The sequence below is a fragment of the Bradyrhizobium sp. WYCCWR 13022 genome, assembly GCF_030435535.1.
Classification (GTDB): Bacteria; Pseudomonadota; Alphaproteobacteria; order Rhizobiales; family Xanthobacteraceae; genus Bradyrhizobium.
On record NZ_JAUIZJ010000023.1, the window covers coordinates 120,244 to 140,643 of the forward strand.

21 protein-coding genes are annotated in these 20,400 nt (G+C 64.6%); 8 read left to right on the forward strand and 13 right to left on the reverse strand.

Translation table 11 applies throughout. The features are described 5' to 3' along the window. Positions 1-9: 9 nt before the first annotated feature. From QY049_RS27540 to QY049_RS27550, 3 genes are all read right to left on the reverse strand, one after another. Positions 10-729: a hypothetical protein gene (locus QY049_RS27540; protein WP_258765034.1), complete on the reverse strand. Its 720-nt coding sequence runs from the start codon at positions 727-729 to the stop codon at positions 10-12. A 135-nt stretch (positions 730-864) separates the two neighbouring features. Continuing rightward, entirely contained in the window at positions 865-1,113 is a 249-nt protein-coding gene (locus QY049_RS27545) for a hypothetical protein (protein WP_194479426.1), read from the reverse strand. Between the two features lie 124 nt (positions 1,114-1,237). Further along, entirely contained in the window at positions 1,238-2,203 is a 966-nt protein-coding gene (locus tag QY049_RS27550; protein WP_194479425.1) for a nitronate monooxygenase family protein, read from the reverse strand. A gap of 124 nt (positions 2,204-2,327) precedes the next feature. Between QY049_RS27550 and QY049_RS27555 the strand changes: the two genes are divergently transcribed. After that, positions 2,328-3,890, forward strand: coding sequence for an AMP-binding protein (locus QY049_RS27555; protein ID WP_258765033.1), 1,563 nt, complete (start codon positions 2,328-2,330; stop codon positions 3,888-3,890). Positions 3,891-4,284: 394 nt separating this feature from the next. Here the strand turns inward: QY049_RS27555 and QY049_RS27560 are convergent, their stop codons facing one another. From QY049_RS27560 to QY049_RS27590, 7 genes are all read right to left on the reverse strand, one after another. Continuing rightward, positions 4,285-5,058, reverse strand: coding sequence for a thioesterase family protein (locus QY049_RS27560; RefSeq protein ID WP_258765032.1), 774 nt, complete (start codon positions 5,056-5,058; stop codon positions 4,285-4,287). 11 nt (positions 5,059-5,069) lie between these two features. Next, entirely contained in the window at positions 5,070-6,038 is a 969-nt protein-coding gene (locus tag QY049_RS27565) for a nitronate monooxygenase family protein (protein WP_194479422.1), read from the reverse strand. 261 nt (positions 6,039-6,299) lie between these two features. After that, the gene (locus tag QY049_RS27570) at positions 6,300-7,700 is read right to left on the reverse strand and encodes an aspartate ammonia-lyase (protein WP_301270220.1); all 1,401 of its coding nucleotides are present in this window, start codon (positions 7,698-7,700) and stop codon (positions 6,300-6,302) included. A 29-nt stretch (positions 7,701-7,729) separates the two neighbouring features. Then, the gene (locus QY049_RS27575; protein ID WP_258765030.1) at positions 7,730-8,257 is read right to left on the reverse strand and encodes a hypothetical protein; all 528 of its coding nucleotides are present in this window, start codon (positions 8,255-8,257) and stop codon (positions 7,730-7,732) included. Between the two features lie 54 nt (positions 8,258-8,311). After that, the gene (locus QY049_RS27580) at positions 8,312-8,914 is read right to left on the reverse strand and encodes a YqaA family protein (RefSeq protein ID WP_194479419.1); all 603 of its coding nucleotides are present in this window, start codon (positions 8,912-8,914) and stop codon (positions 8,312-8,314) included. Positions 8,915-8,949: 35 nt separating this feature from the next. Further along, positions 8,950-9,354 (reverse strand): phosphoribosyl-ATP diphosphatase, encoded by a 405-nt coding sequence (gene hisE / locus QY049_RS27585; protein ID WP_258765029.1) that lies wholly within the window; start codon positions 9,352-9,354, stop codon positions 8,950-8,952. Between the two features lie 104 nt (positions 9,355-9,458). Then, a complete protein-coding gene (locus QY049_RS27590) occupies positions 9,459-9,830 on the reverse strand; it encodes a hypothetical protein (RefSeq protein ID WP_246755694.1) in 372 nt (123 codons plus the stop codon). A 166-nt stretch (positions 9,831-9,996) separates the two neighbouring features. On the opposite strand from QY049_RS27590, the gene QY049_RS27595 reads away from it, so the two are divergent. From QY049_RS27595 to QY049_RS27620, 6 genes are all read left to right on the forward strand, one after another. Continuing rightward, positions 9,997-10,308, forward strand: a complete 312-nt coding sequence (locus tag QY049_RS27595) for a HigA family addiction module antitoxin (protein ID WP_194482590.1) — start codon at positions 9,997-9,999, stop codon at positions 10,306-10,308. Between the two features lie 74 nt (positions 10,309-10,382). Then, a complete protein-coding gene (locus tag QY049_RS27600) occupies positions 10,383-12,179 on the forward strand; it encodes a glucan ABC transporter ATP-binding protein/ permease (RefSeq protein WP_258765028.1) in 1,797 nt (598 codons plus the stop codon). Between the two features lie 189 nt (positions 12,180-12,368). Further along, positions 12,369-13,811: a D-alanyl-D-alanine carboxypeptidase family protein gene (locus tag QY049_RS27605; RefSeq protein ID WP_258765027.1), complete on the forward strand. Its 1,443-nt coding sequence runs from the start codon at positions 12,369-12,371 to the stop codon at positions 13,809-13,811. Between the two features lie 195 nt (positions 13,812-14,006). Then, complete coding sequence (locus QY049_RS27610) at positions 14,007-15,692, forward strand: long-chain fatty acid--CoA ligase (protein ID WP_258765026.1); 1,686 nt, start codon at positions 14,007-14,009, stop codon at positions 15,690-15,692. 15 nt (positions 15,693-15,707) lie between these two features. Next, positions 15,708-16,262, forward strand: coding sequence for a DUF924 family protein (locus tag QY049_RS27615; RefSeq protein WP_258765025.1), 555 nt, complete (start codon positions 15,708-15,710; stop codon positions 16,260-16,262). Between the two features lie 108 nt (positions 16,263-16,370). Then, the gene (locus QY049_RS27620; protein ID WP_194479413.1) at positions 16,371-16,856 is read left to right on the forward strand and encodes a peroxiredoxin; all 486 of its coding nucleotides are present in this window, start codon (positions 16,371-16,373) and stop codon (positions 16,854-16,856) included. A 99-nt stretch (positions 16,857-16,955) separates the two neighbouring features. Here the strand turns inward: QY049_RS27620 and rnhA are convergent, their stop codons facing one another. Genes rnhA through ispH form a run of 3 tightly spaced genes read right to left on the reverse strand, consistent with a single transcriptional unit; the run spans position 16,956 to position 19,375 of the window. After that, entirely contained in the window at positions 16,956-17,420 is a 465-nt protein-coding gene (rnhA, locus tag QY049_RS27625) for a ribonuclease HI (RefSeq protein ID WP_194479412.1), read from the reverse strand. Next, positions 17,417-18,400 (reverse strand): homoserine kinase, encoded by a 984-nt coding sequence (locus tag QY049_RS27630; RefSeq protein WP_258765024.1) that lies wholly within the window; start codon positions 18,398-18,400, stop codon positions 17,417-17,419. The genes rnhA and QY049_RS27630 overlap by 4 nt, the downstream gene beginning before the upstream one ends. Positions 18,401-18,406: 6 nt before the next feature. Next, complete coding sequence (ispH, locus tag QY049_RS27635; protein WP_194479410.1) at positions 18,407-19,375, reverse strand: 4-hydroxy-3-methylbut-2-enyl diphosphate reductase; 969 nt, start codon at positions 19,373-19,375, stop codon at positions 18,407-18,409. 265 nt (positions 19,376-19,640) lie between these two features. Here ispH and QY049_RS27640 point away from each other — a divergent pair, with 265 nt between their 5' ends. Further along, entirely contained in the window at positions 19,641-20,336 is a 696-nt protein-coding gene (locus QY049_RS27640) for a DUF1013 domain-containing protein (protein ID WP_128949643.1), read from the forward strand. Positions 20,337-20,400: the final 64 nt, after the last annotated feature.

Here is a 20,400-nt window from a genome sequence, read left to right on the forward strand (position 1 = left end):
GGAACGACGTCAGATCTGCTGCGCGACCTTTTCCAGCCCGATGATGCGGGCGAGCTTGCGCACTTCTTCCTTCTGGTCGTCACGCAGCTGGAACAGCAGCGGCATCGCGGCCGACTTCAGCTGCTGGACCTCGTCGCAGTTCGGATCGATCTGCACGTTCGGCCCGCCCGGATTGGAGAGCTTGTTCGCCGAGATCTTCTTGACGACGTTGCGCAGCGCGCTCTCGACCGACGGCCAGTAATATTCCTGCGACGACGACAGCTTCAGGCGATCCCGGATGCCGGCGATCTGGACGTCGGAGAGCAGAGAGTAGTGTTTCTGCGGCTGAGGCTTGGCGACGGGCTTCGGCTTCGGCGCGGGTTCGACGGCGGCGGTGGTTTCCGCCGGCGCCTCGTTGACGCTCGCCGATGACGACGACGACGCGGGCATCGGGAAATCGGACGGGGTCGCCGCGGCAAAGGCCTGGCGCAGCGGCTCGGTCAGAACCGGGGCCTGGGAGAGCCTGTCGGCCGGAACCTGAACCGGGTCGATTGCGGCCGAGGCCAGCGCCAGCGTCGGAACCAGCCGGTCGGCCTTGGCGGCGCGATTGGCGGCAAGCGGCTTCGGCGGGGCTTGTGTGATCATCTCGGCACTGGCGCTGGGCACGCTATCCCGGCTGAGAATGGCAGTGGTGGCGGCACCGAGGACGAGGAAGCAGGTCAGCACGGTGATGGTGATGGCTCTGGACAAACGTCTCTCTCCGGGAGGGCCGCTTCACGATGTTGTTAGAGATGCCCGGCAAAAGGGCACGAATTAAGGCTTGAGTGTGCCTTTGCGGCGACAATCACCATGCCCGCGGCGTCAAGACAGAAATACCAAATGAAATCAAGCAGCTGCGGCGAGATCGTAGGCGTCCTGGATGTCGGCCACGATCTCGGAGGCCTCCCAGACGGCGCGCGGCTCGACCGATTGCAGCGTCACCGTCCAGTTGCCGCCCCGACGGGTGCGAGGGACGCTGACGATGTCGAAGCGGACATTACGGCACAGCGGGTGACGGGCCAGCGCATGGGCGACGCGGACGCGGATCTCGTCCAGCGTTGCTGCTGTCTTGCTGTTGAGAAAATCGAAATCCATCGCCTGTCCCTCTCGTCCTGATTGGCGGCCGTGAGGGGGATTCTTGGCGGTCGATGGTTAATCTGGCGTTAAGTGCGGGCTTGTTCAGCCATGCGGGATTGACCGTGCCGGGCGGCGCAAAACGCTACGGGGCACCCGCCTCGCGGTATTCCGCGACCGTCTGCGCAACGAGGTCATCGACCGCCATCACGCCGGTGACGCCCGACGTCGAATGGCCGCCGCTCCAGATATCGCGCCAGCGCTTGGGACGGTTCTCACGCGCCGTGACGTCGATATCCTTGCCGATGTCGATGGCGCCGCGCGCCGGCAGGTCGTCGGGGTCGAGACCGGCGGCGACGATCGACGGCGTCAGCATGCTGGTCTGCAGGCCCGTGAACGCCGTGGTGAGCAGGATGTCGTCGGCGCTGCTCTCGACCAGCATCTGCTTGTGGCGCTCGTCCGCCATGCTCTCGCGCGTCGCGATGAATTTGGTGCCCATGTAGCCGAGATCACAGCCGAGCACTTCAGCCGCATGCAGCGCGCGGCCGTCGCTGATGCCGCCGGCGAGCACGATGATGCCGTCATAGAACGCGCGCACCGCGCGGACGAAGGCGAAGGGATTGAGCCAGCCGGTCTGTCCGCCCGCGCCCGCGGTGAGCAGCACGAGTCCATCGGCACCTGCTGCCGCCGCGCGCTCGGCGTGCCGGATCGAGGCGACATCCGCCAGCACCAGGCTGCCTGCATCGTGCAGCGGCTTCAACACGGGCGCGGGCGAACCGACCGAGGTGATGACGATCTCGGGCTTGTGCTCGAGCAGCACGGCGAGATCCTGCTCCAGCCGCGCATTGGAGCGATGCACGATCAGGTTCGGACAAAGCGGCGCGGACTTGCGACCGGTCTGATCCTCGTGCCGATGCAGGCGCGTCGCGATTTCGGTGAGCCAATCATCGAGCTGTTCCGTGTTGCGGCAATTCACGGTGGGGAAGCTCCCGATCACGCCATTGCGGCAGGCCGCGACCATGAGCTCGACGCCGGACACCAGGAACATCGGCGCCGCGATCAGCGGAAGAGCGAGGCGGTCGCTGAAGCGTTGCAGTCGATCGGATGTCAACCATGCCTCCCTGTCACTCTTGGCTCCGCGTGCGGGCTTTGTCGTTCCATCCCGCATTCCCTGTGCTAGCGTCGTCGGCAACATTGGCACGCAAGAAGCCGATGACAAAGCAACGAGGAAACATATGTCCGATCCGCTCCACGCATCGTCCCCGACTTGTGCGCAGACGCTACGGGCGCTGGCGCGCTATCCCGGTCGCACCGCGTTCGCTTGGCCCGGCGGATCGCTGAGCTATCGGGGCACCATCGATTTGATCGGACGTATCCAGGGCGTGTTCATGCGGCTCGGCTTGCAGCGAGGTGCGCGCGTCGCCTTTCTCACCGCGAACCGCGCCGACACCTGGTGCGCCGGCGTTGCCGCGCAATTGTCGCGATGCTGCATCACGTGGCTGCATCCGCTGGGATCGCAGGGCGACCAGCTCTTCCAGCTCGAAGATTCCGAGGCGGAAGTACTGGTGGTCGATGTCGCCGCCTTCCGCGATCGCGGCGGCGAGCTCGCCGCGAAGGCGAGTTTGCTCAAGGCGGTCTTCACGATGGGGCCGGCGGACTATGGCGTCGATCTGCTGGCTGCGATCGAGAGCGCGGGACATGCCAGCGCACAATGCCTCGCTGGCCTCGACGATCTCTCCACGCTCAACTACACCGGCGGCACCACGGGAAAATCCAAGGGCGCGCTGCGTTACCACCGCGAAAACGCCGGTGCTGCCGGCGCGATCCTCGCCGATTTCGAGATCCCCGACGCCGCGCGTTATCTAACGGTGGCACCGATCAGCCACGTCGCCGGCACGAAGGTGCTGCCGACGCTGATGCGCGGCGGCACCGTGCACATGCTGAAGGGCTTCGATCCCGAAGCCGTACTGGCGACGATCGCGCGCGAGCGCATCAATTTCACGCTGTTCGTGCCGACCATGATCTATGTGCTGCTCGATCATCCCACGCTCGGCAAGACCGACCTCTCCTCGCTCGAGCTGGTGCTTTACGGCGCATCGGCGATGTCGCCGAGCCGGCTGCTCGAGGGCATCGAGCGCATCGGTCCGGTGTTCTCGCAGCTCTACGGCCAGACTGAATGCTATCCGGTCTCGGTGCTGCGCAAGAGAGATCACGATCCCAAGACGCCCGAACTGTTCCTGTCCTGCGGCTTTCCGATCGCGGCCTGCGAGGTCAAGATCCTCGACGACAACGACCAGGAGGTGAAGACGGGCGAAGCCGGCGAGATCTGCGTGCGCGCACCGCATGTGATGGCGAAATACTGGAAGCGGCCCGACATCACTGCAGAGACGCTGAGGAACGGCTGGGTTCACACCGGCGACATCGCGCGCCAGGACGAGCGCGGCTACATGTTCATTCTCGACCGCAAGAAGGACATGATCGTATCAGGCGGCTTCAACATCTTTCCACGCGAGGTCGAGGACGTGCTGTCGCAACACGCGGACGTCGCGATGGTCGCGGTCGTCGGCGTGCCCGACGAGAAATGGGGCGAGGCCGTCACCGCCATCGTCGTGCCGCGCGAGGGCGCCAGTCCCGATCCGGACGAACTGATCAACATGGTGCGGACGCGAAAGGGCTCGGCCCATGCGCCCAAGCAGATCCAGTTCGTCAAGCAGCTGCCGATGACCGGCGTCGGCAAGGTCGACAAGAAGGTATTGCGTGCCGGCTTCTGGAGCGGCCGGGACCGGATGGTGGGGTAATCTCCCTGATTGCAGCGACGGGTTCGGAATACACGCATCGCGCGAAGCGCCGGTATTTTCAGGCGCTTTCACCCGGGATTTTACGGTGCCGTTGTGGCCCCCGCACCACATCGCGCGACGGAGTGCGTATCCGAGCCGACCGCACGATTGCCGGCGAATCGGGGAATCAACTAGACCGCTGACGGGGCTGGGAAGCGGAGTAAGCAATGAGAGTCGCTTCCCTGGAAAGTGCAGTCGCCGCGGTCACGTTGATCACGGCTATCATCGTGGTGCTGTGGGAGATCAAGATCTTCTACGGATTGTGAACTGGCAGGATGCTGGGACATCCCTTCCGCGGCGGCGGAAGCCTGCCGTTCAATCGGCCTCGGGAGCGATCACGGCGCTGCCGTTGGGCTCACCGCTTCTCAATCACCAGACTTTGTACGGCACGGCCGAAATAGCCTTGCCGATCCGCCAATCGCGACATCGCAAGACCCGCGCCGTCGGGGCCGATCCAGGATTCACCATCGAGCAAGATCCAGTCGCCGACCGGCTGACGCGCCATGCTCACCGTGAGGTCGGCGTTGATGTAGGTCCAGGTGCGGAAGTCGAGCGTCGAGGCGGTGCCGTTGGAGAAATCTGCAGCGACCACCGCGCGCATCGCCTGCGAGACCGCTTCGCCTTCGACCAGCGGATGATCGAGGCGAAACCAGATCGCGCCTGCACCGGCCTGACCAAAGCGGCCGCGCGCGGCGCGCATCGAGACCATGCCCGCGAACGGGCTGGTCGCACCGTGGCCGTCCTCGACCAGCGAGTCCTCGGGCGACGGCAGAGTGACCGGCAGGTCCTCGACGTCGTCGGGCAGCGGCTGCGACTGCTGCTTGATCTTGAGCACGGTGGCGCCGACGACCTGCACGTCGTCGGCGAAGAGCTTGACCTCGCAGAGCTGGATCTTGCGGCCCTCGCGCAAAACCTCCGTCTCGATCGCGAGCGGCGCCACCGGCACCGGGCGCATCAGGTCGATGGTGACGCGCGCGATGTTCATCGACACAGGCGTCGGAATCCGCTCCGCGGCCCACGTCACCAGCGCTGATGGCGCCGAGCCATGCTGCATGCGCCGGTCCCAGGGACCGGCGGCATTGGGGCTGGTGACGACGCTGTTGCCGTCGACGCGATAGATCGCACTCATTGCGATCGCCGTCACAACGGCGGATCGATCGCCTCGTCGTATTCCTTCTTGAAGCGCGCGATGAGTTCGGCGGCGGGAATGATGCCTTCGATGCTGCCGATGCCCTGGCCCGAGCCCCAGATCTCCTTCCAGGCCTTCGGCTTGGCGCGTTCGCCGGAGGCGTCGGTGCCGAAGTTCATCTTGGAGGGGTCTGACGTCGGCAGGTTTTCCGGATCCATGCCGGCGGCCAGGATGGACGGCTTCAGATAATTGCCGTGCACGCCGGTGAAGAGGTTCGAATAGACGATGTCGTCGGCCGTCGAGCCCGCGATCATCTCCTTGTACTTCTCGACCGCATTGGCTTCCTTCGTCGCGATGAAGGCCGAGCCGATATAGGCGAAGTCGGCGCCGAGAATACGTGCGGCACGGATTGCCTTGCCATTGCCGATGGCGCCGGACAACGCGATCGGGCCGTCGAACCATTTGCGCGTTTCGGCGACGAAGGCGAGCGGCGAGATGGTGCCGGCGTGACCGCCGGCACCGGCCGCGACCAGGATCAGGCCGTCGGCGCCCTTCTCAATCGCCTTGTGGGCAAACTTCTGGTTGATCACGTCGTGGAAGACGATACCGCCCCAGCCGTGGACGGCCTGGTTGAGCTCCTCGCGCGCGCCGAGCGAGGAGATGATCATCGGCACCTTGTACTTGGCGCAGAGCTGCATGTCGTGGTCGAGCCGGTTGTTCGACTTGTGCACGATCTGGTTGACCGCGAACGGCGCCGACGGCTTGTCGGGATGCGCGCGGTCATAGGCCGCGAGCTCCTCGGTGATCCGCGCCAGCCATTGGTCGAGCAGCTCCGGCGGCCGCGCGTTCAGCGCCGGGAACGAGCCCACCACGCCCGCCTTGCACTGCGCGATCACGAGGTCGGGCACCGAGATGATGAAGAGCGGCGAACCGATCACCGGGATCGACAGGCGTCCCTTGAACAGAGCAGGCATGGACATTGCGGCGCGATCCTTTGCTGGCAGACGCATGAGATGTTGGGACCATACCAACAAGGCAATCTTTCCACTGTCAAGTATTGCGTTTTGACGCCGGAAGGATGCGGCTACCGCAATTCCAAGCAGCGGAATTCCTTGGTTGTCATTCCGGGGCGCGCCTCCTGGCGCGAACCCGGAATCCATTTCGCTATCTACGCTGAGGCCCGACGGATTCCGGGCTCGACGCTACGCGTCGCCCCGGAATGACTGGGGAAATACCAGCGCCTACCCAATCAGATCCGGATTGATCAGCCGCTCGAACGAGAACATCTCGTCCCATGTCTCCTGCGTCAGCAGCTTGCGCTCGGTGACCACGATCTGGTGCAGCGACTTGCCGCTCTTGTAGCCCTCGCGCGCGATCTCGGCGCATTGCTTGTAGCCGAGCAGCGGCTTCAGCACGGTGACGATGCCGAGCGAGTTCAGCACCATGTTGCGGGTGTGCTCCTCGTTCGCGGTGATGCCGACGACGCAGTTCTCGCGCAGACTGTTGACCGAGCGCTCCATGGTGCGGATCGAGAAGAACAGCGCGAACGAGATCACCGGCTCCATCACGTTGAGCTGGAGCTGGCCGGCGGAAGCCGCCAGCGTCACCGTGGTATCGAGACCGATGACGAGGAAGCTGGTCTGGTTGACGACCTCGGGGATCACGGGGTTGACCTTGCCCGGCATGATCGAGGAGCCCGGCTGCAGTTGCGGCAGGTTGATCTCGTTGAAGCCGGCGCGCGGGCCGGAGGCAAGCAGGCGGATGTCGTTGCAGATCTTCGTCAGCTTGCTCGCGGTGCGCTTGAGCACGCCGGAGAGCTGCACATAGGCGCCGGTGTCCGAGGTCGCCTCGACCAGATCGCCCGCGAGGATGAAGTCGACGCCGGTCAGCGCGCTCAGATGCCGGACCGCGAGTTTTGGATAGCCGACGGCAGCCGTGACAGACGTACCGATCGCGGTGGCGCCGAGATTGATCTCGCGCAGCAGCGCGCGCGCTTCGGAGATGCGGTCGACCTCCTCGCCGATCGTGGTGCCCCATCCGCGGAATTCGGCGCCGAGCGACATCGGCACGGCGTCCTGGAGATGCGTGCGACCCATCTTCAGCACGCGGTCGAATTCGCGCCCCTTGGCGAAGAAGGCCTCCTGGAGCTGGCGCAGCGCTGTCATGTAGCTCTCGAGCCGGAGGATCAACGCGAGGCGAAACGCGGTCGGATAGGTGTCGTTGGTCGACTGGCCGTAATTGACGTGGTCGTTCGGGCTGACGTGCTGGTAGTCGCCCTTGTTGAAGCCGAGCGATTCCAGCGCGAGGTTGGCGATCACCTCGTTGGCGTTCATGTTGGTCGAGGTGCCGGCGCCGCCCTGGATGAAGTCGGTGACGAATTGATCCATCATGTCGCCGGCGATGACGCGGTCGCAGCCCAGGATGATCGCATCGGCGACTTTGGCGTCGATCGCGCCGAGGTCGCGGTTGGCCATCGCCGCGGCCTTCTTCACGTAACCCAGTGCCTTCACGAAGTAAGGCTCCTGGTTCATCGGAATGCCGGTGATGTGGAAGTTCTCCTTACCCCGGATGGTCTGGACGCCGTAGTAGATGTCGTCGGCGATCTTACGCTGTCCGAGGAAGTCCTGCTCGTAGCGGCTCATGGGCGCTCCTTGCTGCTCGCGCGACGTTCCTAGTTCTGACACAGCGCGCTGGTGACGACGGTATCGGTGCGGCAATCATCCGGTTTGCGTTGCCTGCCCGGAATGAGAACCTTGGCCGAACACTTCTCGGCGGAGTCGGTGTTGAGGCTCTTGCCTTCCTTGTAGCCCTTGCTCTGGCATAACTGGTCAGCAGCGGGTTTGCAGTCGGGCGCGCCGTTCGACGAGGGCGGACAGGCCGCACGCCCCGACACCATGATGGACGGCCGCACGAGACGCGAGAGATCTTTCATGGTCTCGCTGGGGCTCTTGATCGGCGGCAGGACCGCGGGCGGCTTGTCGAACAGCTTGCCCATTTCGTGGATCAGGCCGGGATTGTCATCGCCGGCCGGCTCGGGCGTAGAGGGCGGCGGCGCGGCCTGCGGGCCCTGCTGCTGCAGGTCCAGCGACGGCGGCGCCGCTTGCGGCCACCCCGTCCCGCTTGCGCCAAGCAGAAGCGAAAGCGCCGCAAATATCAGCGTCCCCAGCCGCAGGACCGGATTGCCGGATCGAGCCATCATGCGGCCAACCGTAACCGAAGCCGGCGCGGCGTCAAAGCGCTCCGGCTCCAGGCCTCAGATCAGCTTGATGGCGATCACGAAGCCGAGCACCAGCACGGCGGCACCGAGCGCCACCCACAGGCCGAGATGCCGCTCGATCCGCTCGCGAATCCAGTCGCCATAGCGGTTGAGCAGGATCGCCACGATGAAGAAGCGCCCGCCGCGGGCGACGATCGAGCACAGGACGAAGAAAACGAGATTGTAGCCGGCAAAGCCCGAGGTGATGGTGACGAGCTTGTAGGGGATCGGCGTCAAGCCCTTGAGCAGGATGATCACCGCGCCCCACTCGGCGTAGGAGGCGCGGAAGGCGTCGACCTTGTCGCCGAGGCCATAGACCTGGATCAGCCAATGGCCGACCGAGTCGAACAGCAACGCTCCGATGGCGTAACCGAGCAGGCCGCCCAGCACCGAGGTCGCGGTACAGACCGCCGCATAGACCCAGGCGCGCTGCGGGCGCGCCAGCGACATCGGGATCAGCATCACATCAGGGGGAACCGGAAAGAACGAGCTTTCGGCGAAAGCCACGACACCCATGATCCAGAGCGCGTAGGGCTTGTGGGCGGCGTCGATGCACCAGTCGTAGATACGTTTCAGCATGGCGCCGCGATGAAGCACCATGGGACGGATTTGTCCATCGCGAGTTTTGTGACGATTTAGTGCCGTTTGCGGGCCGCACGGCCCTCGATAGCGACAATTGGCCGCCTCGCGGAGATGCGCGGTGAGGCGACTTTGGGCAGCTTCATCGACGATTTCGGCAGCTTTTCCGCGATACCGAGCATGTCTTCCCGCCGCGACATCTCGCGCCAGACGTCTTCGGGGCAGACGCCGGCGGACGCCCAGAGCACGGTGAGATTGTAGAGCAGATCGGCGCTTTCCCGGACCACGGCCTCGGTGTCGCCGTTGACCGCATCGATCACGACCTCGATGGCCTCTTCGGCCAGCTTCTTCGCCATTTTGGAGGGCCCGCGCTGAAACAGCCGGGCCGTACGCGATGTTGCCGGATCAAGATCCCTGGCCGCGAGCACAGCCAGATATAGCCGCTCAAGCGAATCACTCATGTACGCAAAACTACTCTAAACACATGGTCGACGCGTTAACGCTTGAGATTAAAAGGCAAAATAGGCCGACGCGGCAAGCGCGCCGGCCTATCGTAGTCAACGACTTACCAACAACCCGCGCCGCCTCGGCTGCAAGAGGCAAAGGGGTCGCGACCGACGCTGCCATTGCCCGGATATTCGCGACTACCCGGGCCAGTGTACCGGCCGCCATAGTAGACCGGGCCTTCATCGTAATAGACCGGGCCGCCGCCGTAATAGGCAGGGGCATCGTAGGCGTAGGCGTCTCGGGTCGCAGCGATCGCAAGCCCGGTACCGATGGCGGCAATCGCCGCGCCGGCAAAGGCTGCGCCGCCGCCTCCATGCCAATGGCGGCCGCCAGCGAACGATGCGGTCGGCGCGACTGATGTCAGCGCCAGCACCGCGGCCGTGGCGAGAACGGCCTTGCGGCCGGCAAACTTCGAAAATCGGTCAAACATGATCTGGACCCTCCTTGGGACCTTCAATGGTGCCTCGAGACAGGCTCATGTCTTTCAAACACCCGCATCCCATGTTGGGTTCCCCAACCCCAACGGGACATGAACGGGGTTGCGTGATCGTGACGCAACCGCCGCTCATCTGCCGTTCAGGTACGGCTCGCGCCGATTGATCAACCGAGCACCGAACCTTGATCCCCGCCGCTGCCCCGTTCATCCAGGCGCGGTGTTGCGCGAGGACATGCTGCCGGCCTCGGGAAAGACCAAGGTCGAGATCGCGCGCCTGTTGGGCATTTCACGGCAGCATCTCCATGACATCATGGAAGAGAAGAAGCCGCTGTCGCCGAAGGTCGCGGTGCGCGTCGGAAAGTTGTTTGGAGGCGGGGCCGGGATCTGGGTCCGGATGCAGGCGGCCCACGACACGTGGCACGCGGAACAGACTGTCGACGTCAGTAATATCCCCACCTTAAAGGTGGCCTGAAATGTCCACACCAGTATAGTCGTGCAGAGGTTCAACCCGTTGACTGACGACCTTTCCACGGTTCAGCGTATCGCATGTCCATCCTCCGCCTCTACACCCGCGTTCTCGAACTGCTCGGCAAGGAAGCGCGGCTGGGCTGGCTGCTTGCGGTCGCCAACCTCCTGCTGGCGGCATCGCAGTTCGCGGAACCCGTGCTGTTCGGCCGGATCGTCGACGTGCTCTCCGGCAAGACCGTGGCAGGCTCCAACTCGGCCTGGCCGTTTCTGGCCGCCTGGGTGGCATTCGGACTGTTCACGATCGGATGCAGCGCACTCGTGGCGCTCCAGGCCGACCGTCTCTCGCATCGACAGCGCCAGGCGGTGCTGACGGATTATTTCGAGCACATCTTGCAGCTGCCGCTGACCTTCCACTCCGGGACCCATTCGGGACGGCTGATGAAGGTGATGCTCAACGGCACGGACGCGCTGTGGCGGCTCTGGCTCGGCTTCTTCCGCGAGCACTTTGCCGCGATCCTGTCGGTGGTGGTGCTGCTGCCGCTATCGCTTTACCTGAACTGGCGGCTCGCGATCCTGCTGTTCGTGCTCTGCGTCGTCTTCACCGCGTTGACGACTTTCGTCGTGCGCAGGACCTTCGGCATGCAGATGGCGGTCGAGGAGCACTACAGCGAGCTCTCGGCACGCGCCTCCGACGCGCTCGGCAACGTCGCGCTGGTGCAGAGCTTCGTGCGCGTCGAGTCCGAGGTGAAGGGACTGCGCTCGGTCGCCGACGAGCTGCTCGCCGCGCAGATGCCGGTGCTGTCCTGGTGGGCGCTCGTGACCGTGATCACGCGCGCCTCCACCACCATCACCGTGCTCGCGATCTTCACGCTCGGCATCGCGCTGCACGACGAGGGCCTGACCTCCGTCGGCGAGATCGTGATGTTCGTGAGCTTCGCGACGATGCTGATCCAGAAGCTCGAGCAGGTCGTCAGCTTCATCAACAACGTGTTCATGGAAGCGCCGCGCCTGCGCGAGTTTTTTAACGTGCTCGACGCCGTGCCCGCCGTCCACGACCGGCCCGACGCGATCGACGCCGGGCGGCTCTCCGGCCTCGTCGAGTTCAACGACGTCACCTTCTCCTATGACGGCAAGCGGCCCGCGATCGAGGACCTCACCTTCACCGCGCTGCCGGGCCAGACCGTCGCGCTGGTCGGCCCCACCGGCGCAGGCAAGTCGACCGCGATCGCGCTGTTGCACCGTGCCTTCGACCCGCAATCCGGCTTCATCAAGATCGACGGCATGGACGTGCGCGGCGTGACCCTGACATCGCTGCGCCGAAACATCGGCGTGGTGTTTCAGGAAGCGCTGCTCTTCAACCGCTCGATCGAGGAGAATTTGCGGGTCGGCAAGCCGGACGCGACCGAAGCCGAGATGCGCAAGGCGGCCGAGCGCGCGCAGGCGATCGACTTCATCGAGCGCAGCGGCGGCTTTGCGACCAATGCCGGCGAGCGCGGCCGCATGCTCTCCGGCGGCGAGCGGCAGCGGCTGTCGATCGCGCGTGCGCTGCTGAAGGACCCGCCGATCCTGATCCTGGACGAGGCGACCAGCGCGCTCGATGCCGTCACAGAGGCCAAGGTGAACGCCGCTCTCGATGAAGTGATGAAGGGCCGCACCACCTTCGTGATCGCCCACCGCCTCTCCACCATCCGCAACGCCACGCGGATCCTGGTGTTCGAGAACGGGCGGGTGATCGAAAGCGGAACTTTCGATGAACTCGTGGCCAAAGGCGGCCATTTCGCCGAGCTCGCCAAGGCGCAGTTCATGGTGCAGGAAAATGCACGAGCCGGCGTGAGTGCCGCGGAGGCTGCTTCTGCCGCCGCCAGATCCCCTTAACAAGTCCCGGCGCCACCGTCGAAATTCGGCCTAGTTCATTGCGGAATACGCATCGGAAGCCCCTATTCTCGACGCACGAGCCGGTATAGGTTTGCGACGCCGCAAGCGGCGGCGCTGGATTTCAGAACCGAACATCAGATCACGAGAACCGTCCTTGTCGGGCGGATCTCCAAGGACCGGAATCGGATAGTGCACGCCTTTCGCCCGCTGCTTCGCAAATCCCTGTTCAACCTGTTCGCCGCGACCCTCGCCGTAGGTGCGTTTATCGTACCGCGCCTCGCCCATGCCGAAGCGCTGCTGCTGATCGAAGCCGACAGCGGCAAGGTCCTTCAGGCAGACAACGCGACCATCCCCTGGTATCCGGCCTCCGTCACCAAGATCATGACCGCCTATGTGACCCTGAAGGCGGTGAAGGACGGCAAGATCACGCTCGACACGCTGCTGACGGTATCGCCGACGGCCGCATCGCAGGCGCCCTCGAAGATGGGCCTCCGTCCGGGAACACAGCTCACCGTCGACAATGCGCTGAAGATGATGATGGTCAAGTCGGCGAACGACATGGCCGTGGTGCTGGCCGAAGGCATCGGCGGCTCGATCGACGGCTTCGCCGCGATGATGAACGATAATGCGAAGCGGCTCGGCATGACGCAGACGAACTACGTCAATCCGAACGGCCTGCCTGCGGACGGACACGTCACCTCGGCGCGCGATCTCGGCATTCTCGCCCGCTCGTTCCTGCGCGACCTGCCTGAGTACGAGTACTACGTGCACATCCCCGCGATCCGTTTCGGCAAGCGCGTCACCGGCAATTTCAACAAGCTGATCGGCCGCTATCCCGGCGCCGACGGTTTCAAGACCGGCTTCATCTGCGCCTCCGGTTACAATCTCGTGGCGTCGGCAACGCGTAACGGCCGCCGCCTGATCGCGGTCGTGCTCGGCGCCAGCTCCGGCACCGCGCGCGCGGTGAAGGCGGCGCAGCTGCTCGAACGCGGCTTCAGCCAGGACAATCTGTCGTGGCTGCGCCCCTCGCTCGGCACCGTCGAGAACCTCGTGCCGGTCGACGCCTCGCCGCCGAACCTGCGCGAGGAGATGTGCGGCGGTCATCGCAAGCGTCCGGCCAGCGACGACGACGATGCGCTGATCGCAACCAACGGCGCGACCGGCGGATCTGGTTCCTTAACCGGCGGCGCGGCCCCGGTGACGTTCTTCACCGCGGGCCTCCAGCCGCCTTTGATGAAGGCATCCGAGCTGATGGCCTCGGCCCCGGCCCCGGTAGAACCCGTGGTGGTCTACACCGGTCCGACCCGCACCGGCGCAGCCCTGGTCGCAGCGGTCGCAGCCGACGCCGACCAGCAGAACCCGCCAAAGGCGCGTGGCAAGAAGTCGCGTACGGCCAAGAAGCCCGGCGCCGGCAGCGAGGCCAAGTCGGCGGCGGCGAAACCGGCGGCAACCAAGTCGGACGCGGCGGCCAGGAGCGACACCAAGACCGCGGCGAAACCGGCGGCAAGCAAGCATGCCGCCGCCAAGTCCGACGCGGCGGCGAAGCCTGCCGCGAGCAGCGATCAGGCAGCCGCCAAGCCGGCCAAGCCCAAGGCCGCCACGAAGCCCAAGCCCGCGCCCAACAACAGCTAGGTTAACGCGCCAAATCCTTCAGGCGGCGCCCGCGCTTCGCAGGTGCGGCAGCCCGTTGCGAGGATTCCAGTAGCCTCTCCCCAGCCTTTGCCCTAAGCCTCGACCGCTTGCCAGCCGTTCCGGCAGGCTCGATACTGCCGGCAATGAGGCAGCCCGAGACACAACGGGCTCTGAAGTGAAGAGAGGGGAGTTTCCATGGAGCGCATCTGGCTCAAGCAATATCCGCCCGGCGTGCCCGCTGACATCGAGCCGACGCAATACGCATCGCTGGTCGACCTCCTCGAGGAGAGCTTTGCGAAGTTCGCCGACCGCAAGGCGTTCATCTGCATGGACAAGGCGATCAGCTATCGCGACCTCGACCAGATGTCACTGGCGCTCGCGGCTTACTTGCAGGGACGCGGCCTGCAGCGCGGTGCGCGCGTCGCGATCATGATGCCGAACGTGCTGCAATATCCGATCGCCACCGCCGCGGTGCTGCGCGCCGGCTTTGCCGTGGTCAACGTCAATCCGCTCTACACCCCGCGCGAGCTCGAGCATCAGCTCAAGGATTCCGGCGCCGAAGCCGTCATCGTGCTGGAGAACTTCGCCCATACCGTCGAACAGGTGATCGCGAAGACGCCGGTCAAGCACGTCATCGTCGCCAGCATGGGCGACCTGCTCGGCCTCAAGGGCGTGATCGTCAATCTCGTCGTCCGGCGCGTCAAGAAGATGGTGCCCGCCTGGTCGCTGCCGGGCTCGGTGTCGTTCAACGACGCGCTCGCCGCCGGACGCGGCCAGACCTTCAACAAGCCGAAACTGTCGCCCGGCGACGTCGCCTTCCTGCAGTATACCGGCGGCACCACCGGCGTCTCCAAGGGCGCCACGCTGCTCCATCGCAACATCGTCGCCAACGTGCTGCAGAACGACGCCTGGCTCCAGCCGGCGCTCAATGCGCCGCCGCACGTCGAGCAGCTCATGATCGTCTGCGCGCTGCCGCTCTATCACATCTTCGCGCTGACGGCCTGCTACCTGCTCGCGGTGCGCGCCGGCGGCTGCAATCTCCTGATCCCGAACCCGCGCGACATCGCCGGCTTCATCAAGGAGCTCGCGAAATACCAGGTCAACAGCTTCCCGGCCGTGAACACGCTCTACAACGGCCTGATGCACCATCCTGATTTCAAGAAGCTCGACTTCTCCAAGCTGAAGATCTCCAACGGCGGCGGCATGGCGGTGCAGCGCCCGGTGGCCGAACAGTGGAAGGCCGTCACCGGCTGCTTCATCGCCGAGGGCTACGGCCTGTCGGAGACTTCGCCGACGCTGACCTGCAACCCAGCGACCACGACCGAGTTCTCCGGCTCGATCGGCATTCCGGTCCCCTCGACCTGGATCTCGATCCGCGACGACGACGGCAACGAAGTTCCGCTCGGCCAGGCCGGCGAGATCTGCGCCAAGGGCCCGCAGGTGATGTCGGGCTACTGGAACAGGCCGGAGGAGACGGCGAAGGTGATGACCCCGGACGGCTATTTCCGCACCGGCGACATCGGCATCATGGACGAGAAGGGCTACACCAAGATCGTGGACCGCAAGAAGGACATGATCCTGGTCTCCGGCTTCAACGTCTATCCCAACGAAATCGAGGAAGTGATCGCGAGCCATCCGGGCGTGCTGGAATGCGCCGTGATCGGCATCCCCGATTCCAAGTCGGGCGAGGCGGTGAAGGCCTTCGTGGTGAAGAAGGATCCGAACCTCACGGCCGAAGCCGTGATCAAATTCTGTCACGAGCAGCTGACGGGCTACAAAGTGCCCAAGCACATCGAATTCCGCACCGACCTGCCCAAGACCAATGTCGGCAAGATCCTGCGCCGGCAGCTTCGCGACGAGAAGAAGGCCGAGGCGGCGTAAGGCCGCTTCTGCTTCATGACACACATCGGCGACACCATGCCATCAGGCGTTCTCGCCTTCTGGCGCGAGGCCGGCCGCGAGCGCTGGTACACGCGCAGCGACGCGTTCGACGCGGAGGTGAGGCGCCGCTTTCTTCCGCTCTGGCAGAAGGCAACCGCGGGCGAGCTGGCGTCGTGGGAAGACAGCGACGAGGGCGCGCTCGCGCTCGTCATCATGCTCGACCAGTTTCCCCGCAACATGTTCCGCGGCACGCCGCAGGCCTTTGCCAGCGACGCGTTCGCGCGAGATGTCGCCCGCCGCGCCATCGCGCGGGGCACGGATCGCAGGGCCGATCCCATCCTGCTCGAATTCCTCTATCTGCCCTTCATGCATTCCGAGCATCTACCGGACAAGCTGCATTGCGTCGCCCTGTTCGAGAACACCGAAAATGCCGAAAACCTGAAATATGCCCGGGAGCACGCCGACATCATCCAGCGGTTCGGCCGCTTCCCCCACCGCAACCGCCTGCTTGGCCGCGACACCTCCGAGGAGGAGCAGGCCTTCCTCGACGGCGGCGGCTTTGCCGGCTGATGACATAACGGTGAAGGGTTGCCGGCCCCTCAGCTTCCCCCGCAGGCAATATTGTACAGGCCGGCCGCACGGTCTAAAAAGCGGGACCGATTTTCAGGGAGACTGACGATGGCGATCCAGACTGGCGACAAGCTGCCCGAGGCGAAATTCCGCGTGATGACGGCGGAAGGCCCGCAGGTGAAGACCACCGACGATATCTTCAAGGGCAAGAAAGTGGCGCTGTTCGCGGTGCCCGGCGCCTACACCGGCACCTGCCACAAGATGCATCTGCCGAGCATCTTCCTCAACGCCTACGCGATGAAGGACAAGGGCGTCGACACCATCGCGATCGTCTCGGTCAACGATGCTTTCGTCATGAACGCCTGGAAGCGCGACACCGACCAGCGCGACGAGGCGGTCTTCCTCGCCGACGGCAACGCCGACTTCGCCAAGGCGATCGGCATGGAGCTGGATGCCTCCGGCAACGGCCTCGGCATCCGTTCCAAGCGCTATTCGATGCTGGTCGAGGACGGCGTGGTCAAGAAGCTGAACCTCGAAGCGATGCCCGGCAAGGTCGAGGTGTCGGGCGGCGATACGCTGCTGGGGCAGCTGTAAGACTGGATGTCATTCCGGGGCGCCTCGACGAGGCGAAGCCGGAATCTCGAGATTCCGGGTTCGGTGCTTTGCACCGCCCCGGAATGACGGAACAAACCTCTATTCGCCCACGCGCTGCTGCGTCCTGGCCTTGACGATTCCATCCCGCGCAAGCTGATCGGCCCGCTCGTTCTCGGGATGGCCGGCATGGCCCTTGACCCAGTGCCAGCGGACCTCGTGTGCCTTCAGCGCGGCATCGAGGCGCTGCCATAGCTCGACATTCTTCACCGGCTTCTTGTCGGCGGTGCGCCAGCCGTTACGCTTCCAGCCGTGGATCCAGCCGGTGATGCCCTGACGGACATACTGGCTGTCGGTGTAGAGATCGACGGTGCACGGCTTCTTCAACGCTTCGAGCGCGGAGATCGCCGCCATCAATTCCATCTGGTTGTTGGTGGTGTGGCGCTCGCCGCCGTTCAGCTCCTTTTCCTTGTCGCCGAACTTCAGGATCGCGCCCCAGCCGCCGGGCCCGGGATTTCCCGAGCACGCGCCGTCGGTATAGATCGTCACATTGGGAAGCTCGCTCACGCAACCAGTCCTGACGGCATCAGCCCGTAGTCGCGCGCGCTCGAAACGTTTTGGTGGAAGCGCAGCTTGCGGACATATTCCAGCGGATCCTTCGGCTTCACCAGCGCACCGGGAGGCACGTTGAGCCAATCCACCAGCCGCGTCAGCAGGAAGCGGATCGCCGCACCGCGTGCGAGCAGCGGAAGCGCGGCCTCTTCCGCCTCCGAGAGCTTTCGCACCCGGCCGTAGGCGTTGAGGAAAGCGCGCGCCTTGGTGACGTTGAAGGAATGATCCGGCTCGAAGCACCAGGCATTCAGGCAGATCGCGACGTCATAGGCCAGCATGTCGTTGCAGGCGAAGGTGAAGTCGATGATGCCCGAGAGCTTGTCGCCGAGGAAGAAGACGTTGTCGTTGAAGAGATCGGCGTGGATCACACCTTCGGGCAGGGTGCTCGGCCAGACGCCGCCGGAGAGATAGTCGAGCTCGGTTTCGAGAAACGCGCGCAGGCCCGGCTGGACCTCGTCGGCGCGATCGGCTGCCGCATCGAACAGCGGCCGCCAGCCCGCGACCGACAGCGCGTTGGCGCGCTTGATCGCAAAATTGGCGCCGGCGAGATGCATCCTCGCCAGCCCCTCGCCGACGCCGGCGCAATGGGTCGCGTTCGGCTTGCGCGGCCAGATGCCTTCGAGAAAGGTGATGATCGCGGCGGGTCGTCCCTGCAGCTCGTGCAGCGCCTCGCCGTCTTTCGCCTTCACCGGCAGCGGACAGCTCACGCCGTGCTCGGCGAGATGCGTCATCAGCGCAAGGAAGAACGGCAGATCGTTCTTCGCCACGCGCTTTTCATAGAGCGTGAGGATGAACGAGCCTTTGCTGGTGTGGAGCAGGAAGTTGGTGTTCTCGACGCCCTCGGCGATGCCCTTGTAGGACAGCAATTCGCCGAGATCGTATTGCTTCAGGAAATCCGCAAGCTCGTCGGCGGCAACGTCGGTGTAGACCGCCATGAAGGTCTACTCGGCGGCGGCTTCGGGACGCACCTGACGCGGCAGCGGGAAGAACTCGTTCTCCTCCGCGGCCGAGACCGTTTCCACATGCAGCGTGTAGCGCTCGGCAAACGCGTCCATGATCTCCTCGACGATCACTTCGGGCGCGGATGCGCCGGCGGTGATGCCGAGACTGGTGATGTTGCCGAACTTGGTCCAGTCGATGTCGGCGGCGCGCTGCGCCAGCACGGCGATGTTGCAGCCCTCGCGCTCGGCGACCTCGCGCAGGCGCTGCGAGTTCGACGAATTGGGAGCACCGACGACGATGAGCGCGTCGACCACCGGCGCCACCTTCTTCACCGCGAGCTGGCGGTTGGTGGTGGCGTAGCAGATGTCTTCCTTGTGCGGCCCGTTGATGTTCGGGAAGCGCTCCTTGAGCAGCGCCACGATCTCCGCGGTGTCGTCGATCGACAGCGTCGTCTGGGTCACGAAGGCCAGATTGTTCGGATCCTTCGGATTGATGGTCTTGGCGTCCTCGGCGGTCTCGATCAGGGTGACCGCGCCGGTCGGAAGCTGGCCGAGCGTGCCGACCACCTCGGGGTGGTGGGAGTGGCCGATCAGGAAGATCTCGCGGCCACGCTTGAAGTGGATCGCGGCCTCGCGGTGAACCTTGGTCACCAGCGGGCAGGTCGCATCCAGCGAGAACAGATTGCGGGACTGGGCGTCGGCGGGAACCGACTTCGGCACGCCATGGGCCGAGAACACCACAGGGGCTGTCGTGTTCTCCGGGATTTCAGCCAGCTCCTCGACGAAGATCGCGCCCTTCTTTTTCAACCCGTCGACGACGTATTTGTTGTGCACAATCTCGTGGCGAACATAGACGGGGGCGCCGTACTTATCGAGCGCCCGTTCCACGGTGTCGATCGCCCGGACCACTCCGGCGCAGAAGCCGCGAGGAGAACAAAGCACGATCTTGAGGTCTGGTTTGGCTGACATTGAGCGATCTCGGGACCGAATCACCCGTTCGCCTGCTGGCGGGGGACGGTCGATGGATGGAAAAGGGCCTAAAACGGTCTGCTGAGACGTTATAGCGAGTTGAGAGGGAATTGGGCCCCCTTTCGGGCGCTGTCAAGGCACTATCTATAGCAGAACCATTGCGTGGCTACCCCCTCCGGGCTTATATAGCGCGAATTCCCTGTCATCGCTGATGACCACCGGTTTCGCCTCCAGAGGGGTGGGCGAAGCACAAAGGAGATTTGCCATGAGCAACGCACCTCTGATGCCCAAGGCGACCGCCGTCTGGCTGCTCGACAACACCGCGCTGACCTTCGACCAGGTCGCCGATTTCACCAAGATGCACCCCCTCGAGGTGCGCGCGATTGCCGACGGCGACGCCGCGCAGGGCATCAAGGGCATGGACCCGATTTCCAACGGCCAGCTGACCCGCGAGGAGATCGAGAAGGGCGAGAAGAACCAGGACTACCGGCTTCGTCTCCAGGAGAGCAAGGTCGTGCTGCCGCCCCAGCCCAAGCGCAAGGGCCCGCGCTACACCCCGGTGTCCCGCCGCCACGAGCGTCCGAGCGCCATCCTCTGGCTGCTGCGCAGCCATCCCGAGCTCAAGGATGCCCAGGTCATGCGCCTGGTCGGCACCACCAAAAGCACGATTGCAAGCGTGCGCGACCGCACCCACTGGAACACCTCGCAGCTGACCCCGATCGATCCCGTGACCCTCGGCCTCTGCTCGCAGATCGAGCTCGATTTCGAAGTGGCGCGCGCGGCCAAGGAAAAGCCGATCGACGCGAACTACGGCGGCGCCACCCTGCTGCCGGCCTCCGAGACCACCAAGAAGGACGAGTACGAGCCGTCGGAGAAGTCGAGCGACGATCTCAACGTCGACGCCGTGTTCGCCAAGCTCAAGACCCTCGGCGGCAAGAAGCACGAGGAAGAGGAAGAGTAAGACTCTCCTCTCGTATCGTCATCGAAAACGCGGCGGGAAACCCGCCGCGTTTTTGTTTGGGGCG